Below are 21,501 nucleotides of genomic sequence, written 5' to 3'. Positions count from 1 at the left end.
ACTAACTGCCATGGATAGAGTTGTTATTATTTAAAACATGCAGCTTTGTCATCATAGGTATTCTATGCTTCCAGTAATCTTTACTGCGCATTCGCCCAAGTTTAGCAATTGCATTGATTTTCTCACATTGCTGTCGATTTGGAATGATGTTTTATCATTAATTCAGCATTTGAGGCGGTTTAACTGAGGTAATAGCTGAAAAAAACACCGAATGAAATGATTTCGCTGACTTAATTGTCCTATTAAGGCTTATGTTTGGTTATCAGTTCATGCTTTTAAATCTGAAATAGCGTAATTTAGTCTGGACTTATTCATTCTCTTAGTAAAAGCCATGAGTTCATTATCAACAATGAAGTTTTATTTCGGCTCTCTCTCAATGCCGATTATTTCAACCCTCAAATTTTGCGTCATTATGATGACCTTGAGCACATTTCAAGCTTTTTCTGCTAACAGTCACCTCGATAGTGGTGATACCAAAATTGCGTCAACAACCACAGCCAATGTAACGCAATCCCAGCAAGTAATGGCACCCACTGAAATAAATAAGCTGAATAAAAAGATAGCAAAAGCCGTACAGTCTTTAGTCTCGCCCTACTCTCAGCTTGCTATTGCTATATGGGATCCTCAGCAGCAACGAAGTTTATTTGAGTTAAATACTCAAAAATTAATGCAACCTGCCAGTGTGATGAAGCTTTTTACCGCGGTAACCGCCATTGCAGAGCTTGGCCATGACTACCGCTACCGAAGCCAAGTTTTTATCAAAGGGCCTATCATTAACAAGGCATTAGAAGGCGATGTTTGGATTAATTTATCTGGCGATCCTAAGTTAACCACCCAAGACTTATCTCGACTCATTGCGCAATTTAAATATGCAGGCATAGAGAAGATAAATGGCCAGGTACAGCTGCTCACTACAGCTAATGAGCAAGTCAGAGCACCAGGTTGGGTGTGGGATGATTTAGGTATTTGCTACGCAGCGCCAGTATCACGGCTTATTCTTGATGGGAACTGCATCTTGGCAAAGCTTATTCCGAGTCAAAACGGCATTAAAGGTGAAACTCGACTCTCAATCAGTACATCTTCACCCATTAAGGTTTTCAATCAAGCACGTTTCATCCCAACAAGCAGTAACAAGCAAAGCCGCGACCTGTGTCAATTATCCTTAGCGCGTTTCGATAATAATCAATACAAATTGAGTGGCTGCTATCCCAGCGATGGTGGTATTAATCTTGCTATCGCCGTCAATGATGTTGAACCCTATATGTTAGCTAAACTTGAGGCACTTTTTAAGCAACACCAAATAGTGCTCAAACATGCCATTAACTTGCTCACTGATGATGACTCTGCATTAAGCGCACAATTCAATGAGGCGTCATCCTCAAAAGATGAGCCCTCTCTTGTCTCTGATGATGAAGAATTACGCCTTATAGCCAGTCACAGTTCAGAATCGCTAATGGCTATGCTAGATACTATGTTAAAGGATTCCAACAATCTGATTGCCGATCGTGTATTTAAAACCATAGGGCGTTCCTTTTATCAGACTACTCACCCTCAGGTTTCAGATAATTTTACACATGCGTCCAAGGCACAATTGGCAAGGCTTAATGAAATGGGAATAAAGCTTGATTCCGCTAACCTAGTGGATGGCTCTGGACTTTCCCGCTATAACGCCATTTCTGCAGCCCAGCTAATGTCGCTGATTAAATTAATTTACTCTGACGAGCGATTTACGTCCCTAGACTCGGCATTACCTGAGGCGGGTGTCAGTGGCACCTTAGCCTACAAACGTGGTTTTCAAACGAAATTACGAGCAAAAGTTAAGGCAAAGACTGGCACTATGCTAGGTGTCGCAAATTTTGCTGGCCGCATGCAGACAAGTCAAGGCGACTTGTACTTTGTGATCTTAGAAAATGGCATCAATCCCCACCAACAAGCTCAGCATCAAGTGAGCAGTGAACTGCTTACAGCGATAATGGCAATCTATGAGACAAATGAGGAACTACAAGCAGATTAAGTCATTGAGGAGGGAGTGGTCAAATTAGATAAACGTTTGATTATTTAACGATTGAGAAGCTATCAATAGATACATCAGAAAGCACACTTATGCAAACACAAGGCTTAAACATAAGCGTTAATATTGCTCGCTTGTTGCCCTTGGCGGGTAACACCTGCATTAAAAGCTTGATAGGCTAACGTTGCATTCGATTGAACATTGGCGTTTGTGACGCTGCCAGTTGATGTGTCTGAAATTTTCTCAATGCCATCGACACTGATGTTAGCTTCGTTTGCACTACGCTTAAAAGGCTCAAGTTGTGACACTTGATTGTCATCCTGAGCGTTTTTGATTTTAGCACCTAGACCAATAATATGATCGGCATCATCCAGTTGTACCACCCCTTGCTGACGCTCGATAGATAGCGCTTCTCGGGCTTCATTCATTTTTTGTAATGCTTCGGCCGCCACACGAATGTCGGCCATGGAAGGCTGTACCGGTGCCATTGCGGCTGCATACACTTTCATCATTTTATTCAGTGTGGCTTGGGCATCGCCATTCACCACCGACACATCGATTTGTACCTCTCCATCGACTGCATAACGTCGACCATCGGGGCCTTTTTCATAGGTAAAACTGGGGCTTTGGGCATGGGCGCCACCAACTGAGGCATGTGCCTGCTCATGGCTTTTCACTTCTGCATCACGCTTACTTAGCTGATTGATCTGAGCCGCTTGAGCTAGTTCGGCTTTTTGTGCGCTCTGTTGCTCTTGTTGTCTGATGGCATCTTGACGTTGCTGTTTAGCGATGTCTTGTTCAGTTTGTGCTTGCTTTGCATTGGACTCATCAGTGGTAGAGGCGTCTACTTGAGATTGCCCGCTTTCTTGAACCTGCACTTCCCCCTCATCAGTACTTTCCTCTGTCGCAGTCCGTTGCTCTGACGCGTCATCACCAAAAATACTGGCAAAGTTTTCCGCAACCGAGGGTTTAATGGTATCGCTAACATTACCTTGTTCTGGCTGCGCTGCACTTGCTTGAGTATTGATTGCCGTACTCGTTTGCGAATTCGTACTAGGCGCATCAGCTATCGAAGCCGTTACCGTATTCGAGATTGGTGTGCTGGAAACGCTAGCAATAGAGTTGGTCCCTGACGATACCGTCTCTAGCTTATTACTGCTGAAACTTTCATGGCCAAGAAGGCCTTGAACACTCATCGCGCCTTGTTTCAAACTGAATTGCGGACTTTCAACCGATGCTGGGTTAGGCAAGGATGGAGCTTGCGCTACCTTGGGAGATATCGGGGTAGAAACCTGAATCACTGTCGATGAGGATGAAACAGATATCGGAGTAGCAGAAGATGCTGATGAAATTTGTGGGGCAGGAGTCGCTGACACAGTTTGGCTACTAACCGAAGCTCTATTGACAGCACTAGGGCGACTTGAGGCCGTAAGCCCCGAGCTGGTATTGTTAGCCTGCGACGTCTTTGGAGAAAAAGACGTCATCATAGCTGTCGCTGACGTCATTTCCATAATTAGACTTCAATATCAATCAAGCTGCCTATTGTTTCATTCGCCGCTTCAATAACCTTTACCGACGCTTCGCCTTGTTGCTCAGATTGAACTGCAGACACTAACGCTGAAGTTTTATCTGTCTGAGCCGTGGCATTTGCGCTTAAGGTCACTGTATCTTGAGTGGCTTGAGCCTGTGCAGGCTTAGGTTGCTCAGGTGCGGCGACGGCGGTAGTGGCTTGTGCCAAACCAGATTGTGCGCTACTTAAGCCTTGTAAGCCTGATGCATGAGCGGATTGGATTTGCATAGATAAACCCCTTGGGTTAATAGGTACAAGCGTGCTGCACCGAAACGGAACTAGATTAATTATTAATCAAGCTGGCCATAATGTACAGCAGTAAATCATTAATATCTGCCGTCAAGCTCAGAGTTTGCCTGATGTCGTGGCCATTAATGCCAACCCGCCTCCCAGTCTTTCCACACTGGGTTCAATCCCTGTTGTTGTATTTGTGCAACAACGGCATCCACGGGACGGCCATCGCTAATTTCAAATTGATCCAGCTGAGTTTGAGGTGCTTGATACCCCCCTGGTTGTGTCGAGCTCCCCGCACTTAAATGTGTCACCCCAAGGGGCAATAAACTGTCCCGTAAGCTGGGGGTTTCACGGGTAGACAAGCTAATTTCCAGCTGAGGATTAAACAATCTAAAGGCACAAATCAATTGCACTAAACCAAGATCAGTCAGCGGTACTTTAGGATTAACGCCTCCAGTGCAAGGGCGCAGCCTAGGTAAAGAAATACTGTAACGGCTTCGCCAATAATTTTTTTCCAAATAATCAATATGATGCCCCATTAACAAGGCATCTAATCGCCAATCATCTAAACCCAATAATACGCCTAGGCCCACTTTATCGATACCCGCTTTTGCGGCTCTGTCAGGGGTTGTTAGCCTATGATGAAAATCCTTCTTCTGACCTCGGGTATGATGCTTAGCGTAAGTTACTGGCCGATACGTTTCCTGATAGACCATCACGGCATCGACACCCAACTCTTTCAGATGACTATAATCAGCTTCACTTAATGGCTGCACTTCTATGGCTACATAGCTAAAATGGGCCTTAACTATAGGGATCGCCCAAGAAAAATAACCCATACCCACTTTGCTTTCATGTTCACCGGAAACCAGCAAGATAGAATCGAATCCTCTGGCCTTGATAATGCTTATTTCTGCCAGTAACTCAGACTCGTTTAATGTTTTGCGCTTTATTTTATTGCTCATGGTAAAGCCGCAGTAATCACACTCATTGGCGCACAAATTTGACAAATACAGTGGCAAGTAGAGGCCTAAGTTATTGCCAAAACGCTGCCGAGTTAACCTCACCGACTCTGTAGCCATCGTTTCGATAAATGGCTCTGCTGCAGGTGACAATAGTGTCATTAGGCTTTCAAGCTTGCCTTGTGGGGCGATTAACGCCCGTTCTACATCGGCAGTATTTTTACTGTAAAGCTGCAACAACAAATCATCTTGTGAAATTGCTGAGAAAACATCAGTGAAACTCATAGCGGCTCCACTGTATTGGTGTTCTCAGCCGGCATTTGCTGTAAAAAACCCGTTAAAGGACTGGTGTGACTGGCATGGGGTTGTACTTGACCTAAACCAGCAAGATAAGCTTCACGCCCCGCTTTGACGGCATCGGCAAAGCATTTTGCCATTATGATGGGCGAGCGACTGCTAGCAATAGCCGTGTTGACCAATACCGCATCTGCACCCATCTCCATGGCACGACAAGCCTGTGATGGCGCGCCCAGTCCAGCATCCACAATCACTGGTACTTTGGCTTGCTCTATGATGATTTTTAGAAAGGCTTCAGTTGCAAGGCCTTGATTACTGCCGATGGGGCTGGCTAAGGGCATCACAGCTGCGCAGCCCACCTCTTCAAGGCGACGGCAAAGCACAGGGTCTGCATGTACATAAGGCAATACCTTAAAGCCCATTTGGCATAACTTTTCTGCAGCCAGCAGAGTTTCAATGGGGTCTGGCATCAAATACTTAGGATCTGGGTGGATCTCAAGTTTAAGCCAATGTGTATCGAGTAAATCCCGAGCAAGCTCTGCGGCAAAAATCGCTTCTTTGGCATTTCTAGCACCAGAGGTATTAGGTAATAAGGTCAAGCCTTGGGCTAATAGAGGCGTTAAAATATCATCCTGACCCAGTTTCAAATCGATGCGTTTCATCGCCAAGGTCACTATTTGGCTTTCACTGGCAACTATGCTCGCAAGCATAGTGTGAGAATTAGTGAATTTTCCTGTGCCCGTGAGAAGTCGTGATGAAAATGTGTGGTCTGCGAGTGTGAACATGGTTAACCTCCTGCAACAGCAGAAAAAAACTCAACTTTATCTTGATCCTGACACACTGTGTGTTGCCAGCGACTGCGAGGCACGACTTCGGCATTGATCACCAAGGCAATCCCTTTGGCATTAAGCGCTTGCCTGCTAACTAATTGAGCCAGGCTGGTGCTTTCATTCACTTGAATAAATTCACCATTAACTTGTATTGAAATCATATTTTTCTCATTCATGTCATGTACTGGTTTCTTTAAACAGCAAGGCTTGCTCTGTTATCGTCAATGCGGCTGGCACAAACTGGACAACTAGGGTCTTGGCTCAAACCATAGCGGCTCCAACTGAGCTTTTTGGCATCAAATTTATGCAATACTCCGCCTTGAGGACTATTAGAAAGCAAGACATTGAGCCCCATCATGGCCTGCATGGCGGCAAGCGTTGCCACAGCAGGACCTAACACCCCTGTGTGACTGCAAGACTGTTCTATTTGGGTGTCCCTTGGATACAGGCAGTGATAACAAGCTGGAGCACTGTTCTCGGTATCTCTGAAATTAGCGGCACTCTTGTTAACGCTAGGGTTCGACGAACTCTTTTTAGGGATGTTGGGTTTAGGGATATAGGAAAAAAGTTGACCATTAAAATTGGCTACAGCGGCGCTTATCAGCACTAAAGAATGATGAACACACAGGTCATTGATCTTATGACGTGCGATGAAGTTGTCAGTGCAATCAAACACAAGATCTGGCATTGCGCCCAATAACACTTCAAGCTTATTGCCCCCATGGCCCGTATTGAAAAAGCACTCATCAAAATAATCATTAACGGCAATAAAATGACTATCAGGATAGGCAGTTTCAAGCTTACTCAGTGCTGCGTTAACCTTATACTTACCAATGTCATGAGCATCATAGAGTAACTGGCGCGGCAAATTGGAAAGCTCAACCTTATCAAAATCCATAAATAGCACAGTACCGACGCCAGCTGCAGCCAACAACTGCACTAATTGCTGTCCTAGTCCTCCCATACCGACAACAAACACCTTGGCATTAAGCAAGTTAATTTGCCCCGCCTCATCCACCTCTGACAGCATGATTTGTCTGCTATAACGAATGAATTGACGATCAGTTAACTCTCTAGTCGCTGTTTTACTCTTAGGGTGCATAACTCACCTCAGTCACTGAAGCCTGCATGTGCCCCTTTTTATGCTCAAGTTCAAGCTTAGCGTTATATTGCTCGGCCTTATTGCCATTCCAGAGGCGAGTTAGATTATCAAAAGCAAGCGTAGGATCTGTTGCATTAGTCAATGCCCGCACTACTGCGACATTCGCCACGCCAGTGGCTTTTATCTCCTTTAGACGTGTCTCATCTATACCGCCAATGGCCACTGTGGGGTAATGCTTATTTAATAGCTTTGCATAATGCTTAAGCTTCTTAAGTCCCTGAGGTTTAGATGCCATGGTTTTGGTAGGTGTAGGAAAAATATGCCCAAGGGCGATATATGAAGGCCTAAGTTGGTGGGAAAGCAGGATTTCAAAATAACTGTGACTCGATAGCCCAAGGGCCATGCCTGCAGCTTTGATTGCCTTAAGGTCCACCTCGAACAAGTCTTCTTGCCCTAAGTGCAGCCCAAAAGCTTTGTGCCTCAGTGCCAACTGCCAGTGATCATTAATAAACACCTGCGCATTAAAGGTTCGTCCAAGCTCGATGGCATCGATAATTTTCTGTTCTAACTGCTGCTTTTTTAGCCCAAATGCTTCTTTGCTATCAATTTTGAGCCTGAGCTGAATGGTGCGGCAACCGGCCTTAAGCAGAGTCTTAAGTAGTGCTAAGCTATCGACCACAGGGTAGATCCCAAGATCTTTTTCTATTGGCTTAAATCCCTTTGAATGTAAGCTTATACATTGTCCTAAATTTGGCAGCGGAGGTTCAATTGAGTCAGAATTGGCCTTCATTGAACCGTTAATGTCAGCGTCATTCACGGGCCAGATCTGAGGAAATAAAGCCAAGTCATCAGGCCAGCCTGTTCTTGCCAGTGTGCCAGGGCCTGAACCTGGCTGATAGCTTTCGATCAAACCTTGAGTCACATAGGCTTTAGCGAGCACTATGGCATCATGGAGTACAAAGTCCTGTGCCATAAAACTTGCGATGGCCATTGATAGTGTGCAACCCGTGCCGTGATTGTTGCCCGTATTCACTCTGCAGCTTGATAGTAAATAAGTGGCGTTATCATGATGAAGGCTCGCGCCTTCAACGTGATGACACACATAACAATCTATGGCTGCATCGCCTTGCCAGTGCTTGCCATCCCCGCCTTTAGCTAAGACATGACAGCCAAAGGCGTTAGCCAGCATTTCTGTTTTAGCAATAAAATCTGCCTGACTCTCGATTGAAGTGCCGATCCCTTGACTGTGACGATTATGGCTATTATCAGTCTTGCTGAGTTGCAGGCCTGACACTAGATACTGCAGTTCCTGTTGATTGGGAGTGATTAAACTAACGACCCCAATAAAGGCGCTAAAATCTAAGCCTGAACCTGAGTTAAAACCAGAGCCAGTACCTGAACTCATACTAGAGCTCATACCAGAGCTTATAGAAGGACTTATACTTGGATTTAGGTTAAGCCTATCGCCACTGCTGGCGACCATCACGGGATCTAAAATCACCGCAAGTTGACCCTTAGACCGGCGTTGCTGAGTCAAACGCTTCAACCAGTTAGCGACCACATCGACTTGCTGCTGTGATGCCAATAAACCAATTTTAATCGCTGCCGGCGGTAAATCACGGGCGAGACTATTAAGTTGAGCTAACAACATGGCAGCTGATACGCCTTCAACCAAACTCACGCAGACAGAGTTTTGTGCCGTCACTGTGGTGATAACGGTAGCGCAGTGACACCCCAAGTCCTGCGCCGTTGCCAAATCAGCCTGTATTCCCGCCCCACCGCCGCTATCGGAGCCCGCTATGGTCCAGACAATTGTTGGAGGTGTATTCATTTTTAGCCCTCAATTTCGAGGCTTGGGACTCGGACAACACTTGCATCTTGTTGATCATTTTTGTTGTCGTTAATTCCGCTGCTGTCAATGCTGTGATACAGGGCTGAGCCTTGGGATTTAAACTCAGCCGACTTTTGTGCCATTGCCTTAGCAAGATCTGCTTCTGTGGCTTGGCGCGCCTTATACTCATCAGGACTAATAAGTTCAACATCCTGAATATTAGCTTGTGCTAACGGTGCTTGTGCTAACAGCGCTTTCGCTTCTTGATCGGCGGCGTATTCTCTGACTTCTTGGGTGATTTTCATCGAGCAAAACTTAGGCCCACACATAGAGCAAAAGTGCGCCACCTTAGCGGATTCTTGGGGTAAAGATTCATCGTGGTACGCACGAGCAGTATCTGGATCTAACCCTAGGTTGTATTGATCCTCCCAGCGGAACTCAAACCTAGCTTTCGACAAAGCATTGTCACGCACTTGCGCCCCCGGGTGGCCTTTGGCAATGTCAGCGGCGTGAGCAGCAATTTTGTATGCGATAAGCCCTTGTTTAACATCTTCTTTATTGGGCAGCCCCAAATGCTCCTTTGGGGTGACATAGCACAGCATGGCGCAGCCATACCAAGCCATTTGAGCGGCACCTATGCCTGAGGTGAAATGATCATACCCAGGTGCAATATCTGTGGTTTGCGGGCCCAAGGTATAAAACGGCGCTTCATCACAGTGCTCAAGCTGCTTTTCCATGTTCACTTTAATCAAGTGCATAGGCACATGACCTGGGCCTTCGATAATGGTTTGCACATCGTATTCCCAGGCAATTTTCACTAACTCACCTAAGGTTTCAAGTTCTGCAAATTGGGCTTCATCGTTAGCGTCAGCTATGCAGCCTGGGCGCATACCATCACCAAGGGACAGCGACACATCATAGGCGGCGCACAGTTCACAGATTTCTCTAAAGTGCTCATATAAAAAGCTTTCTTTATGATGGCTCAGACACCATTTTGCCATGATAGAACCGCCCCGAGACACTATGCCCGTTAAGCGTTTTGCTGTCATGGGGACGTACCTGAGTAACACACCAGCATGGATAGTGAAGTAATCCACTCCTTGCTCGGCCTGTTCAATTAGGGTATCGCGAAACACTTCCCAGTTAAGATCTTCGGCGACCCCATTTACTTTTTCTAACGCTTGGTAGATGGGCACAGTACCTATGGGTACAGGAGAATTACGAATGATCCATTCACGGGTTTCATGAATATAGCGCCCGGTGGACAAGTCCATCACAGTATCTGCGCCCCAGCGGGTAGACCAAACTAGCTTCTCCACTTCTTCTTCGATGGAGGAAGTCACTGCAGAATTACCGATATTGGCATTCACCTTAACTAAGAAATTGCGACCTATGATCATAGGTTCAGCTTCTGGGTGATTGATGTTTAGCGGGATAATAGCGCGGCCCCGAGCCACTTCGGAGCGCACAAATTCAGCCGTGATGGGCTCTCCTATGCAAGCACCAAAGGATTCACCAGCAGATTTTTGGGTTAACACCCCTTCTGGGACATGTTCACGGGCCATGTTTTCACGTATGGCAATATATTCCATCTCAGGGGTAATGATCCCCCGTCTTGCATAATGCATTTGGGTCACGCATCGTCCGGCTTTAGCTCGTCTTGGTTTGACAAGTGCATCAAAACGCAAATGATCTAGACCATCATCTGCTAAACGCTGCTGGGTAAATTGTGAGCTCACCCCCTTAAGCAGCTCAGTATCTTGACGCTCTTCAATCCAAGACTGCCTAAATTTTTCAAGACCTGCATGGACATTAATATCGGCATTGGGATCAGAATATGCACCAGCGCAATCATAAACCATGATAGGCGGATTTTGCTCCCGCAGCGTCTCACCATTGGTTTTTGCGTGCAGAGTGTCGGTCTGATGAATTTGACGCATGCCCACCCTAAGATCTGGGCGGCTTCCGCTAAGGAATACCTTCTCAGAATTGGGGTGTTGTAAAGGTTTTAGATTTTCAATAAATGTTTGTGCACTAGCACGGGTTTCACGACGCGATGACATAAGCAACCTCACTAAAAAATGAAAAGTGTTGCTTGTCTGGAGAAATTGTTGAGGACGAGCGAATAACTTAGATATCAGTTACTTAAGATATTAGTTATTAAAATAATCATGCCGCTATTTTAACTTGGGTGAATCGCCAAATTTTGCCAAAACATTAAGCAACACCATCAAGGTTGCAGGTCTTGACATAAAATTTTAGTTCTATGGCAATCACACACTAAGTGCACAGTTAAAAAGCTTAATCAAAGCCACTTAAAATAATAAGTAATAGCTTGATATACAACAAGATTATCATGCTTGTTTCCTTCGCAGGTGTTAGCCTGATCAGGTTCAACGGATCCCGAATAAACGGTCTCAGCCATAAATGGCACTCCGACAAGAGGTTTTTAGTATAGGCAGTATATTCATGTTAATTCAAGCATTTATTAACAGCACATTCTAATCAAAGTCATATCAAGAAATGATGATAAAAGTTTAGGCTGGAGTTTAAAGTGAAAGTATTTGATGCGATAAGTAACTGTAAATATTTAAATAAACAACAAAATGCTAACTCAGAAAAATATTAAAATCTAAATTCCTCATATGAATTCCTATTCACTTAGCGTAATTTAGCAGCTAAAGATGTCTAACAAGGCCACGATATTATGAGACGGATCACTCGATGCTGGTTTGAAAATATCAAAATCCTTTGCCACTTTTTACTTTGTGACTATCTAAGAAGGTGTCTCTCTGATCTTATTCGAGTTTTATTTAAGCTTCATTTTAGAGAGTCGATTGCTGATCGCAGCATCTAATGATCGTTTTGTAGCAGATACAGGATCGCAAGGCTCTGCAAAGCCAAGCCCTTCACCATGAGGATTTATTTGGGTGCTGAGGTTAACCACTTTATAGCAAGTGTCACCAATTTTGACTCTTCGATTTGGATCTAATCTGTGATTTGAGGTCGTTGGCTGAGTTTTATCTTCGATAATTTTAACTTGATAGCGCGGCATTTCTGGGGTCATTTCACTTAGACTGGCACCATAATGTGAGGCTTCCCTTACGCGAGACTGACTCATAGCTTCAAAATTTTTATCTGCTTGCCCATGTAAATAGCGCTGTGTTGCCTCTAGTAACTGACTAGCTGACACTTTTGGACTGTTATTTTTAGCACTTGTTTTAATATTTTCACTACTGCCAAGCTGTGATGATATTATTTTATTCGCTTTTTGGTATTGCTGTTTGGGTTGTTGAATAAGCTTGGGTGTTGATTGTTTTTTTGGCTCTGATGTTTTTTTTGGCTGATTCTTTAAGTTACCGTCATCAAGGGTCTCAGTTAGCGTCTGTTGTGTCGTCTTTATAATTACAGCCATTGGCTCTTGCTCTGGGGTGGCTTGTTTTTTTTCTTTAGACATTTGGGCATTGAGTTTACGTTCACTGATAAAGTAGGCATTTAGCTTCATTGCAGGTTGTGCGTTGTTGACTACAGCAAGTTGTGAAAGGATATTTTTAGGATCTTGCTGCCAACTCATCAGCAATATAAAAAACACACTAAGATGTATTAACACGGCTATCAGCACAGTAATACCATGGTTAGAGAGCATCAAAACAACTCTTACATTAAAAGGCTGTTCTCTTACATTGATATACCTGTCATGTGGATCTAGGGGCTGTAACATCGGTTAATACCTTCCCCTAAGAGATGCCTTGTTCCTTGACATCGAAAAATTACATTTCATTTATACCCACTTCCCTATCGAATGACACTTATTATGTTCTAATGACCTTTCAAGATGTACCTTGAAGCAATTTATAGCTATGTTCTACAAGGAAAACTCACCTTGAAGATTAAACTTATATTATTGATTAACTTTGAAATGTCAAAACGGAAAAAGTTCAATTTCTAACAATGTTAAACCTAAATCATTAAATAAAAACAGTATAAGATATTGAATAATGTCGGTTAGTAGCGCCAATCAATTCAGCTTACACGCGTACGCTAAATTGATAGTCTTCTCGATATAGAGCTGGTAGACTCCAATCACTCAAGTCTAACAAGTCATTATCATGTCTATAGAGTTATCCGAAACTAACTCCAGTCCCAAATGCCATACTGAAATCGAATTTACGCAACCAAGTAAAATGTTTGATTATTGCCGTAAGGAAGAGGCGGCGAATGTCTACACCCATGCTCTTGGCGTATTTTTGGGACTAATTGCACTCTACTTTATGCTGCTTAAAGGCTATCAGCAGCAAGTGGGCAATATTAACTTGTTTGGTTTAGGCGTGTATGGCACTAGCATAGTGCTCTTGTTTCTAGCATCGACCCTGTACCATGCTAGCCGCAGTGAACTGTGGCGCAAGCGGTTAAAAATTGCGGATCATTGCGCTATTTATACTTTGATTGCGGGTACTTACACTCCGTTAATGTTATTGACATTAAATACCAGTAAAGCCGGTAGTGTATTGCTCGTTATTTGGTTAATAGCATTAGGCGGCATTATTTTCAAAACCCTGTTCATTGGCCGCTTTAAGGCCTTTAGCGTCATCTTATATCTAGTCATGGGTTGGATGTGTGTCACCGTCATGGATGATTTAGTCAGTGCGATGTCACCATTGGGATTTAAGCTGTTATTGGGCGGCGGCATACTCTATAGCCTAGGGGTTATTTTTTATGTGACGAAACGCATCCCTTATAATCATGCAATCTGGCACTTATTCGTCCTCGGCGGCGCCTTGGCCCATTTCCTGTGTATTTACCTAACGGCAATTTAACTTATATAAAACCACTCATATAAACCTTTGTCTCAGGCTGGCCTATTCCCAGCCTTCACTTTACAACTGTCCGCAAACTGCTTACTTTAGGGTTTTCAAATAAGCATCTTTTGAGCATAGCTTCTATATTCAGGTTTTCATGACTCAGTCTCTATACCCAAGTTCGCAACCCCATAGCCTCACAGCAAAGCAAAAGATCTGGTTTGTGGTGGCGTTGATCCCTGAAGGAAAAGTCGCCTGCTATGGAAAAATTGCCGACTTAGCAGGATTACCAGGGCGCGCGCGTTACGTCTCTCGCGCCTTAAAGGAGGCACCTGAAACGTTAAGTTTACCTTGGCACAGGGTAATCAATAGCCAAGGAAAGATTTCATTCGACAAATTTAGCCAAATGTTCCAACATCAAACAGAGTGTTTGCGCATTGAAGGTGTAGCGGTGAACTCTGGCAAAATTGCCTTGTCTGAGTTTGAATGGCAACCGGATATGGCAACCTTAGTGATGTCTCTGCCCTTTTAACTATTAGTTTGGTTTGATATATAAGGAACAACATTGGGAAAATTCGTACATACTGCCGCCACAAGTTTATCGATGGCGCTTATTGCCCTAAGTCATTGCACTATTGCAGCACCCGTCGCGGCGCCAGTCTCACCACTAACCCCTAGCGACGCCCAGGGTCAAGCTCAAAGCACTCTGGCAGTCGAGCTATTATCTCCTTCTTCATCGGTCGTGGATGACGTCCCAACACTCACGCCGCTCACGCCGCACAAGGCCCAATACCGAGTATTTTATGGCAGCATAGAGTTAGGGCTGGCCAATTATGAATTGCCTCGCCATGATACTGGTTTATATCGTTATGAATTTGATAGTAATGTCAGCTTATTAATGATTTCTGATCAGCGGCGCATAAAAAGTGAATTCATGGTCGATGGCAATCGTTTACAGCCTTATCGTTACACTCATGAGCGCTCTGGTACAGGCAGCGATTATTCTGAGCACACCTCCTTTTTTAAATCACAGCACAACATTTTTACCATATATAAAAATGAAAAAACCGATCTTGCCTATGAAGGCGCTATTTTCGATCCCTTAATGGTACAGCTACAGTTTCGCTTGGATTTACATTCTGCCGCAGCTATCGATGCCTATAAAATGGTTAAAGAAAAGGAAGTGGATGAATATAAGTTCAAAATTGTAGGCGAAGAACGGCTAACCATAGACAGCGGCACCTATGACACCATTAAGATTGAAGTGGTGCGGGACAGTACAAAAAGACAAACCTTTTTCTGGATGGCACCAAAACTTGCCTACTTACCGGTACGCCTGAGTCATTTTTCTAAAGGCAGCAAGCAATTGGATATTCAACTGGATACTTATCAATTTGAATTGCCAAAGCAAGTCTTAATTGAGCAATTGAAGGGTGAGATCTTGATGAACAACCCAACGGAAAATCAGTCTGAAGAATAAGTCCCTTTCGCAATCAACTTCGAGAGTTAGGCCGTTGCGATAGTTTGTCGTTCAGTGCCTAACTCTCAGTAGCAAACACGTAGGATCCACACTCAAGAAATATTAACAATGCGCCTTACACAAGGCGCTTTAGCCGTTAACTAATTCCCCTAAGGCAAATAGCTTCCATTCACCCGAAGTTAACACCTGCCATTGTTCATTGTCTGTCAAAGGTCGAGTTGCTATCACAGTCACCACATCATTAGGGGTGGTTTCTTTTTTGAAATCGATCACCACATCGGTATCAATAAGCTTAGCCTCGCCAAAAGGCGCGCGGCGGGTAATGTAACTTAAGTTATTGGTGCAATAGCACATCAAGTAATTGCCATCACTTAAGATCATATTAAATACCCCCAAGGCGCGTATCTCATCCGCAAGACTTGCTATAAAGACAAAAACGGGTTTCATATCTGCCGGCGCTTTATCGCCAAACTCAGACAATACTTGTTCCATTATCCAACAAAAGGCTAATTCGCTATCGGTGTCCCCCACGCTTTGAAATCGAGAGACAATAAATTTATCTTCATAATCAGATAATTGACCATTATGAGCATAAGTCCAGTAGCGGCCCCATAGCTCACGGGTAAAAGGGTGGGTATTTTCAAGGGAGACGCAACCTCGATTGGCTTGCCTGATGTGACTCACCACTACTTCACTTTTAATGGGATATGATTTTATCAACTGTGCGATATGTGACTGGCTGCTTGGGCTTGCGTCTTTAAAGGTACGACTGCCTTTACCTTCGTAAAAAGTGATCCCCCAACCATCAACATGAGGACCTGTCACCCCACCACGCTCTGCTAAGCCTGTAAAACTAAATACGATATCCGTAGGTACATTGGCACTCATCGCCAGTAATTCACACATGTATCTTGCCTTAATGCTCGTGAATTCGAGCTTAAACTAATCACTTAGCCTATTGTACCTAGCGCCTTTAAATAGTGGAACATTTGCCTTTCACAAAATTTTAAACAATTGTTTGAAAATTACTTGTATTCGATGCCAGTTAGGTTTAACTTTTATGAGACACAGGTCTGACCACGGTCTATACTTGTGAATAGGATCATCATAATAAAAGTCACTCCATATGTTGGGTGGCTTTAAGGAGAAAAACAGTGACTACCCTACTTTGGATCATCGCCATGATCTTGGTGTTAGGTGCCATGGCTTACCTTCGGGTATCGTTACTCACAGCCACCTTAGGTGCGCTAGTAGTAATGGCAGTTGGCAGCGCAACTGAGATAGTAAATACCACAGCTTGGATCGTTTTCTTAGTCGTGGCATTACCTTTTAATATCAAATCATTTAGACAGCAGTTTATCAGCCGTCCCTTAATGAAAGTTTACCGCGGCATTATGCCTGAGATGTCTTCGACCGAAAAAGAAGCCATCGAAGCCGGTACGACTTGGTGGGAAGCTGACTTATTTGCCGGTAATCCAAATTGGAGCAAGCTGCATAACTACCCGCAAGCCCGTTTAACCGCTGATGAACAAGCCTTCTTAGATGGCCCGGTAGAAACTGTGTGTGCCATGTTGAATCAGCATCAGGTCTCTCACCAATTAGCCGATCTTCCACAAGATGTGTGGCAGTACCTCAAAGACAATGGCTTTTTCGCCATGATCATTAAGAAAAAATACGGTGGTTTAGAGTATTCAGCCTATGCCCAGTCTCGCGTTTTGCAAAAATTGGCCGGCGTGAGCAGTGAATTAGCATCGACCGTAGGTGTACCTAACTCATTAGGCCCAGGCGAGCTTCTGCAACATTACGGTACCACTGAGCAGCAAGATCATTACTTACCTCGTCTTGCTAAAGGCTTAGAAGTCCCTTGTTTTGCATTAACTAGCCCTGAAGCTGGCAGTGATGCAGGCGCTATCCCAGATTTTGGTATTGTGTGTAAAGGCGAGTGGGAAGGCGAAGAAGTGTTAGGTATGAAACTTACCTGGAACAAGCGCTACATCACCTTAGCCCCTGTTGCCACAGTGTTAGGTTTAGCCTTTAAACTGCGCGATCCTGATCATTTACTCGGTGAAACAGAAGAGCTAGGCATCACCTGTGCGCTTATCCCTACGGATGTTGAAGGCGTCATTACAGGTCGTCGTCACTTCCCGCTTAACTGTATGTTCCAAAATGGTCCAACTCAGGGTAATGAAGTCTTCGTTCCGTTAAGCTTCATTATTGGTGGCCCTAAAATGGCTGGCCAAGGCTGGCGCATGCTGGTTGAGTGTTTATCGGTTGGCCGAGGTATTACCCTGCCGTCAAACTCAGCTGGTGGTATTAAGACCGCTGCGCTAGCAACAGGTGCTTATGCTCGCATACGTCGCCAGTTCAAACTGCCTATCGGTAAGCTTGAAGGTATCGAAGAGCCAATGGCGCGCATCGGCGGTAACGCTTACCTGATGGACGCGGTAACATCGCTAACGACTACAGGGATTGATTTAGGCGAAAAGCCATCGGTTATCTCTGCAATCGTGAAATTCCATTTAACCGATAGAATGCAGAAATGCGTCATCGATGCCATGGACATTCACGGTGGTAAAGGCGTGTGTCTTGGCCCGAACAACTATTTAGGCCGTGGCTATCAAGCTGCCCCTATCGCGATTACCGTTGAAGGCGCTAACATTTTGACTCGCGCTATGATCATCTATGGTCAAGGTGCGATTCGCTGCCATCCTTATGTATTGACAGAAATGGAATCAGCATTTGATACCGAATCGGGTCAAGGCCTTGCAAACTTCGATGCGGCTATTTTTGGTCATATCGGTTTTGCTATCTCAAACTTTATCCGCAGCTTCTGGATGGGTCTGACATCGAGCCGTTTCACTAACTCACCTTATTCTGATAAAACCAAGCGTTATTATCAGCAGATGAACCGTTTCAGTGCCAACTTAGCGCTATTGTCTGACTTGGCGATGGCCACCTTAGGCGGTAACCTTAAGCGTAAAGAACGTATCTCAGCCCGTTTAGGTGATTTATTAAGCCAGTTATACTTAGCCTCTGCAACGCTTAAGCGTTATCAAGATGAGGGTCGTTTGGTTGAAGATTTACCTTTAGTTCAGTGGGCTGTTGAAGATTCGCTGCACAAGCTGCAAACAGCATTAGATGAGTTACTGGATAACTTCCCTATGGGGCTTGGTCCTGTGTTACGTGTGGTCATCTTCCCATTCGGTCGTCCGCTTAAGCGTCCATCAGATGTGTTAGATCATAAGGTTGCACAAATCATGCAAACCCCTTGTGCAAGTCGTGAACGTCTGGGTCAAGGCCAATACTGGACTGCATCACAGTACAATCCTGTGGGCATTCAAGAGCAAACCTTCAAAGACATCCTAGCCGCAGAGCCACTGTACGACAAAGTGTGCAAAGCGTCTGGCAAACGTCTACCTTTCATGTGGTTAGATAAAGTGGCTGCTGAAGGTCGTGCCCTTGGTGTGTTAAGTGACAGCGAAATCGCCTTACTTGAGCGCGCAGAAATTGGCCGTATGAAGTCGGTTAATGTGGATGACTTTGCCCCAGAAGAGCTTCAGGCTCAGGTGGTAAAAGCGGCCAAACAAGTCAAAGCGGCTTAACAGTTAAAAAATTGGTCAACAATAAGGGTAAAGCTAAGGCTTTACCCTTTTTTTATCTGTCAATTAACCATCAACAACTACTTGGTGGGATTTAGCCTTGTGCTCGCTTCCCATTGCGCCGACCACTCCCTTAAGGGATCGAGTGTTACCATTAATGACAAGCCTAGGTCAGTTAATTGGTATCCTTGAGGGGTTGAGCACAGTAACTCAGCTGTCGTTAGCTGTTTAATTCTGGTGTTTAATACTGACGGTGACATGTCGTCACAGCATGCTTGTAATCCTCTAAAGCTCAAGCTTCCCCTGTTAAGCTCCCAGAGTATTCTCATGTTCCATTTCCGACCTAGAAGGTCAAATACTGCCATGATGGCGACCCCTGAGTTGGAGCCTCTCACCTGTGTTTTGGGTAATGGTGTTTTCATAATTGTTGCGCTTCTGAAAAAGTAGCGATATTATTCGCTGCGAAATAAGTAGCAACTGTATATTAATTCATTAAAAAAGCGAGCGATAAATGTATTTAGTCGACATGAGCTTTACCGATCTTGAAAAAATCACCCCAGAATTAACCCAGCAACATAAGTCTTATTTAGAAAAAGAATACCAAGTAAACAAGCTGATGTTTGGAGGTAGGAAAGTGCCTAGGACGGGAGGGATTTTGATTTCACAACATGACAATGAAGAGGAGCTTAGGCGAGTATTAAACTCTGATCCTTTCATTAAAAGTGGCGCCGTCAGCTATGTGATTACAGAGTTTATCCCTGTAATGGCTGCTAAAGACTATCAAGCTATCCTAGGCTAACTGTTTAAACACCAACAAAAAAGCACTGCCATAATAGCAGTGCTTTATTTAGTAAAGGATAAATCAAAAATTAGAACAACTCTGCTGGCATTCCCATGATGCTGCTGTCACCGGCATTCACTTGGGCCAAATGGTAATCGGCTTTATGCAATAGTTTATTGATGTAAAAATCAGCAAGGTATTGCTTAGTGGCGGTGAAGTTTTTATCTTCTACCTTATGAGATTGCTGCGCCATAGCAAGCCAGAAGTATCCGTATAAGGTGTAACCAAAGGCATCGAGGAAGTCGACTGCTGAAGCATTGAGCAATGCCGGATGCTGCGCCTTATTATCATTGACAAATTGTGCCGTCTGCATCAAGGCATCAAGTCTTGATAATACCGCCTGTTTATCTTCAGGCTTTATCTTGTCAAAACTAGCCAACTCGACTTTGATATCATCAACCAATAAGCTTAAGGCATGTAAATCATCACCTGTCACTTTGCGGCCTATAAAATCAAGTGCTTGAATACCATTGGTGCCTTCGTATATTTGTGCAATTCGGGTATCGCGGACTAACTGCTCTATGCCTGTTTCACGAATATAACCATGACCACCGAACACTTGCTGGGACATAATAGTCGCATCAAGACCGCGATCGGTTAAGAAGGCTTTGGCCACCGGCGTTAATAGCCCGACGTATTTAGCGGCTTTTTGCTGAATGTCACCAGTAGCGTATTTGGCTAGATCTAACTGCTTGCCAGTCATCACGGCTAATGCTCTACCCGCTTGGGTCATGGCATTAACGGTTAATAGCATGCGGCGCACATCGCCGTGGACAATAATTGGATCGTTTCGCTTTTCGGTGGCATCTGCCGCCGTGCCCTGAATTCGCTCATTGGCATAATCCCGCGCCATCTGATACGCCGCTTGTGCGCTACCAAGGCCTTGAATACCAATGGCGAGACGCTCGTAGTTCATCATGGTGAACATGCAGGCTAGACCGCGATTGGCTTCACCAATTAAGAAACCTCTGGCGCTATCAAAATTCATTACACAAGTTGCCGACGCTTTAAGGCCCATCTTGTGCTCAATTGAGCCCACAGTGACGCCATTCGCCTCACCTAAGCTGCCATCGGCATTCACCGCGATTTTTGGCACTAAAAACAGTGAAATACCATTCGAGTCTGGCAATTTTGCTAGCACTAAGTGGATAACGTTTTCCGTTAAGTCTTGATCGCCACCTGTGATAAATATCTTACTGCCAGTAATTTGGTAACTGCCATCTTCCTGTGGCACAGCTTTAGTGCGAATGTTTCTTAAGTCTGAACCCGCCTGAGGCTCAGTCATGTCCATGGCACCCGCCCAATGGCCAGAATATAAATGAGGTAAATAAGTGGTTTTCAATTCATCACTGGCGTGGGCATGAATACACAAGGCCGCACCAGCTGTGAGCGAGCTATAAAGCGTAAAGGAGTTATTGGCACTGTAGCCCATTTCATCCACTAACACCCCAAGCATCTTTGGCATGCCCATGCCGCCAAACTCAGGATCGCCACATAGCCCAACCCAACCACCTTGAGCGAAGGTATCGTAAGCCGCTTTGAAGCCATCAGGCGTTATCACTTTACCATCAACAAAACTCACCCCTTGCTCATCGCCACTGCGATTCAGCGGGTGCATCACATCACGGTTGAGTTTGGCCGCCTCTTCTAAAATGGCACTGGCCGTGTCCATGTCGAGCATTTCAGCGATGGCTGGCAGTTGCTCCCAAGTGTTTGGGGCATCAAAGACTTGAGTGAGTAAGAACTGCATATCTTGCAATGGAGCTTGGTAAGGATTCATAGTGGCTCTTAAACGATTAATTCAAACATGTGTTTTAATTTATACTAAATAAGTGATAAAAGCCAATGAGAAACACGCATAGCGTTCAAATTTAGTGCTAAGTACTTCTGTAATCGAGCAATATGATATTGAGTCGTTGAATGTAGGCGACGCTGTTCTAAATTG

General features: G+C 44.5%; 18 protein-coding genes and 1 riboswitch. Of the genes, 6 read left to right on the top strand and 12 right to left on the bottom strand.

All coding sequences use genetic code 11. The annotated features are described in order from the left end of the window. Window positions 1–331 precede the first annotated feature (331 nt). Window positions 332–2,014 (top strand): D-alanyl-D-alanine carboxypeptidase/D-alanyl-D-alanine endopeptidase, encoded by a 1,683-nt coding sequence (dacB, locus tag SDEN_RS09260; protein ID WP_011496219.1) that lies wholly within the window; start codon window positions 332–334, stop codon window positions 2,012–2,014. A 104-nt stretch (window positions 2,015–2,118) separates the two neighbouring features. Here dacB and SDEN_RS09255 read toward each other — a convergent pair whose 3' ends face one another. The 9 genes from SDEN_RS09255 to SDEN_RS09215 form a co-directional block, all read right to left on the bottom strand. After that, complete coding sequence (locus SDEN_RS09255) at window positions 2,119–3,522, bottom strand: putative metalloprotease CJM1_0395 family protein (RefSeq protein ID WP_011496218.1); 1,404 nt, start codon at window positions 3,520–3,522, stop codon at window positions 2,119–2,121. Window positions 3,523–3,524: 2 nt separating this feature from the next. Further along, window positions 3,525–3,809: a hypothetical protein gene (locus SDEN_RS09250; RefSeq protein ID WP_011496217.1), complete on the bottom strand. Its 285-nt coding sequence runs from the start codon at window positions 3,807–3,809 to the stop codon at window positions 3,525–3,527. A 143-nt stretch (window positions 3,810–3,952) separates the two neighbouring features. Beyond that, window positions 3,953–5,062 (bottom strand): 2-iminoacetate synthase ThiH, encoded by a 1,110-nt coding sequence (gene thiH, locus SDEN_RS09245; RefSeq protein WP_011496216.1) that lies wholly within the window; start codon window positions 5,060–5,062, stop codon window positions 3,953–3,955. Next, a complete protein-coding gene (locus SDEN_RS09240; protein ID WP_011496215.1) occupies window positions 5,059–5,859 on the bottom strand; it encodes a thiazole synthase in 801 nt (266 codons plus the stop codon). The genes thiH and SDEN_RS09240 overlap by 4 nt, the downstream gene beginning before the upstream one ends. Window positions 5,860–5,861: 2 nt before the next feature. Beyond that, window positions 5,862–6,065 carry a sulfur carrier protein ThiS gene (gene thiS / locus SDEN_RS09235; protein WP_041405743.1) on the bottom strand — a complete coding sequence of 68 codons (204 nt, stop codon included), beginning with the start codon at window positions 6,063–6,065 and terminating at the stop codon, window positions 5,862–5,864. A 32-nt stretch (window positions 6,066–6,097) separates the two neighbouring features. Next, window positions 6,098–7,006 carry a HesA/MoeB/ThiF family protein gene (locus SDEN_RS09230; protein WP_011496213.1) on the bottom strand — a complete coding sequence of 303 codons (909 nt, stop codon included), beginning with the start codon at window positions 7,004–7,006 and terminating at the stop codon, window positions 6,098–6,100. After that, a complete protein-coding gene (gene thiE / locus SDEN_RS09225) occupies window positions 6,996–8,837 on the bottom strand; it encodes a thiamine phosphate synthase (RefSeq protein WP_011496212.1) in 1,842 nt (613 codons plus the stop codon). The genes SDEN_RS09230 and thiE overlap by 11 nt, the downstream gene beginning before the upstream one ends. A gap of 2 nt (window positions 8,838–8,839) precedes the next feature. Continuing rightward, entirely contained in the window at window positions 8,840–10,900 is a 2,061-nt protein-coding gene (gene thiC / locus SDEN_RS09220) for a phosphomethylpyrimidine synthase ThiC (RefSeq protein ID WP_011496211.1), read from the bottom strand. A 284-nt stretch (window positions 10,901–11,184) separates the two neighbouring features. Next, a riboswitch (TPP riboswitch) is annotated at window positions 11,185–11,285 on the bottom strand. A 361-nt stretch (window positions 11,286–11,646) separates the two neighbouring features. Continuing rightward, entirely contained in the window at window positions 11,647–12,558 is a 912-nt protein-coding gene (locus tag SDEN_RS09215) for a hypothetical protein (RefSeq protein WP_011496210.1), read from the bottom strand. A gap of 388 nt (window positions 12,559–12,946) precedes the next feature. On the opposite strand from SDEN_RS09215, the gene SDEN_RS09210 reads away from it, so the two are divergent. The 3 genes from SDEN_RS09210 (at window position 12,947) to SDEN_RS09200 (ending at window position 15,116) form a co-directional block, all read left to right on the top strand. After that, a complete protein-coding gene (locus SDEN_RS09210) occupies window positions 12,947–13,654 on the top strand; it encodes a PAQR family membrane homeostasis protein TrhA (protein WP_011496209.1) in 708 nt (235 codons plus the stop codon). 139 nt (window positions 13,655–13,793) lie between these two features. Next, entirely contained in the window at window positions 13,794–14,168 is a 375-nt protein-coding gene (locus SDEN_RS09205; RefSeq protein WP_011496208.1) for an MGMT family protein, read from the top strand. Between the two features lie 72 nt (window positions 14,169–14,240). Then, complete coding sequence (locus SDEN_RS09200) at window positions 14,241–15,116, top strand: DUF3108 domain-containing protein (protein ID WP_011496207.1); 876 nt, start codon at window positions 14,241–14,243, stop codon at window positions 15,114–15,116. Between the two features lie 129 nt (window positions 15,117–15,245). On the opposite strand, the gene SDEN_RS09195 is transcribed toward SDEN_RS09200, so the two are convergent. Then, window positions 15,246–16,022, bottom strand: a complete 777-nt coding sequence (locus SDEN_RS09195; protein WP_011496206.1) for a class II glutamine amidotransferase — start codon at window positions 16,020–16,022, stop codon at window positions 15,246–15,248. A 248-nt stretch (window positions 16,023–16,270) separates the two neighbouring features. On the opposite strand from SDEN_RS09195, the gene fadE reads away from it, so the two are divergent. After that, window positions 16,271–18,718, top strand: coding sequence for an acyl-CoA dehydrogenase FadE (fadE, locus tag SDEN_RS09190; RefSeq protein ID WP_011496205.1), 2,448 nt, complete (start codon window positions 16,271–16,273; stop codon window positions 18,716–18,718). 77 nt (window positions 18,719–18,795) lie between these two features. Here fadE and SDEN_RS20225 read toward each other — a convergent pair whose 3' ends face one another. Then, on the bottom strand, window positions 18,796–19,137 hold the full coding sequence (locus tag SDEN_RS20225; protein WP_011496204.1) for a winged helix-turn-helix transcriptional regulator: 342 nt from the start codon (window positions 19,135–19,137) through the stop codon (window positions 18,796–18,798). Window positions 19,138–19,226: 89 nt separating this feature from the next. On the opposite strand from SDEN_RS20225, the gene SDEN_RS09185 reads away from it, so the two are divergent. Next, window positions 19,227–19,514 carry a YciI family protein gene (locus tag SDEN_RS09185; protein ID WP_011496203.1) on the top strand — a complete coding sequence of 96 codons (288 nt, stop codon included), beginning with the start codon at window positions 19,227–19,229 and terminating at the stop codon, window positions 19,512–19,514. A 70-nt stretch (window positions 19,515–19,584) separates the two neighbouring features. On the opposite strand, the gene SDEN_RS09180 is transcribed toward SDEN_RS09185, so the two are convergent. Continuing rightward, a complete protein-coding gene (locus tag SDEN_RS09180) occupies window positions 19,585–21,336 on the bottom strand; it encodes an acyl-CoA dehydrogenase family protein (RefSeq protein ID WP_011496202.1) in 1,752 nt (583 codons plus the stop codon). Window positions 21,337–21,501 lie beyond the last annotated feature (165 nt).

Source organism: Shewanella denitrificans OS217 (assembly GCF_000013765.1).
GTDB lineage: Bacteria > Pseudomonadota > Gammaproteobacteria > Enterobacterales > Shewanellaceae > Shewanella > Shewanella denitrificans.
Note: the sequence above shows the minus strand (reverse complement) of the source record. Positions and strands in the feature narration are given on the sequence as shown.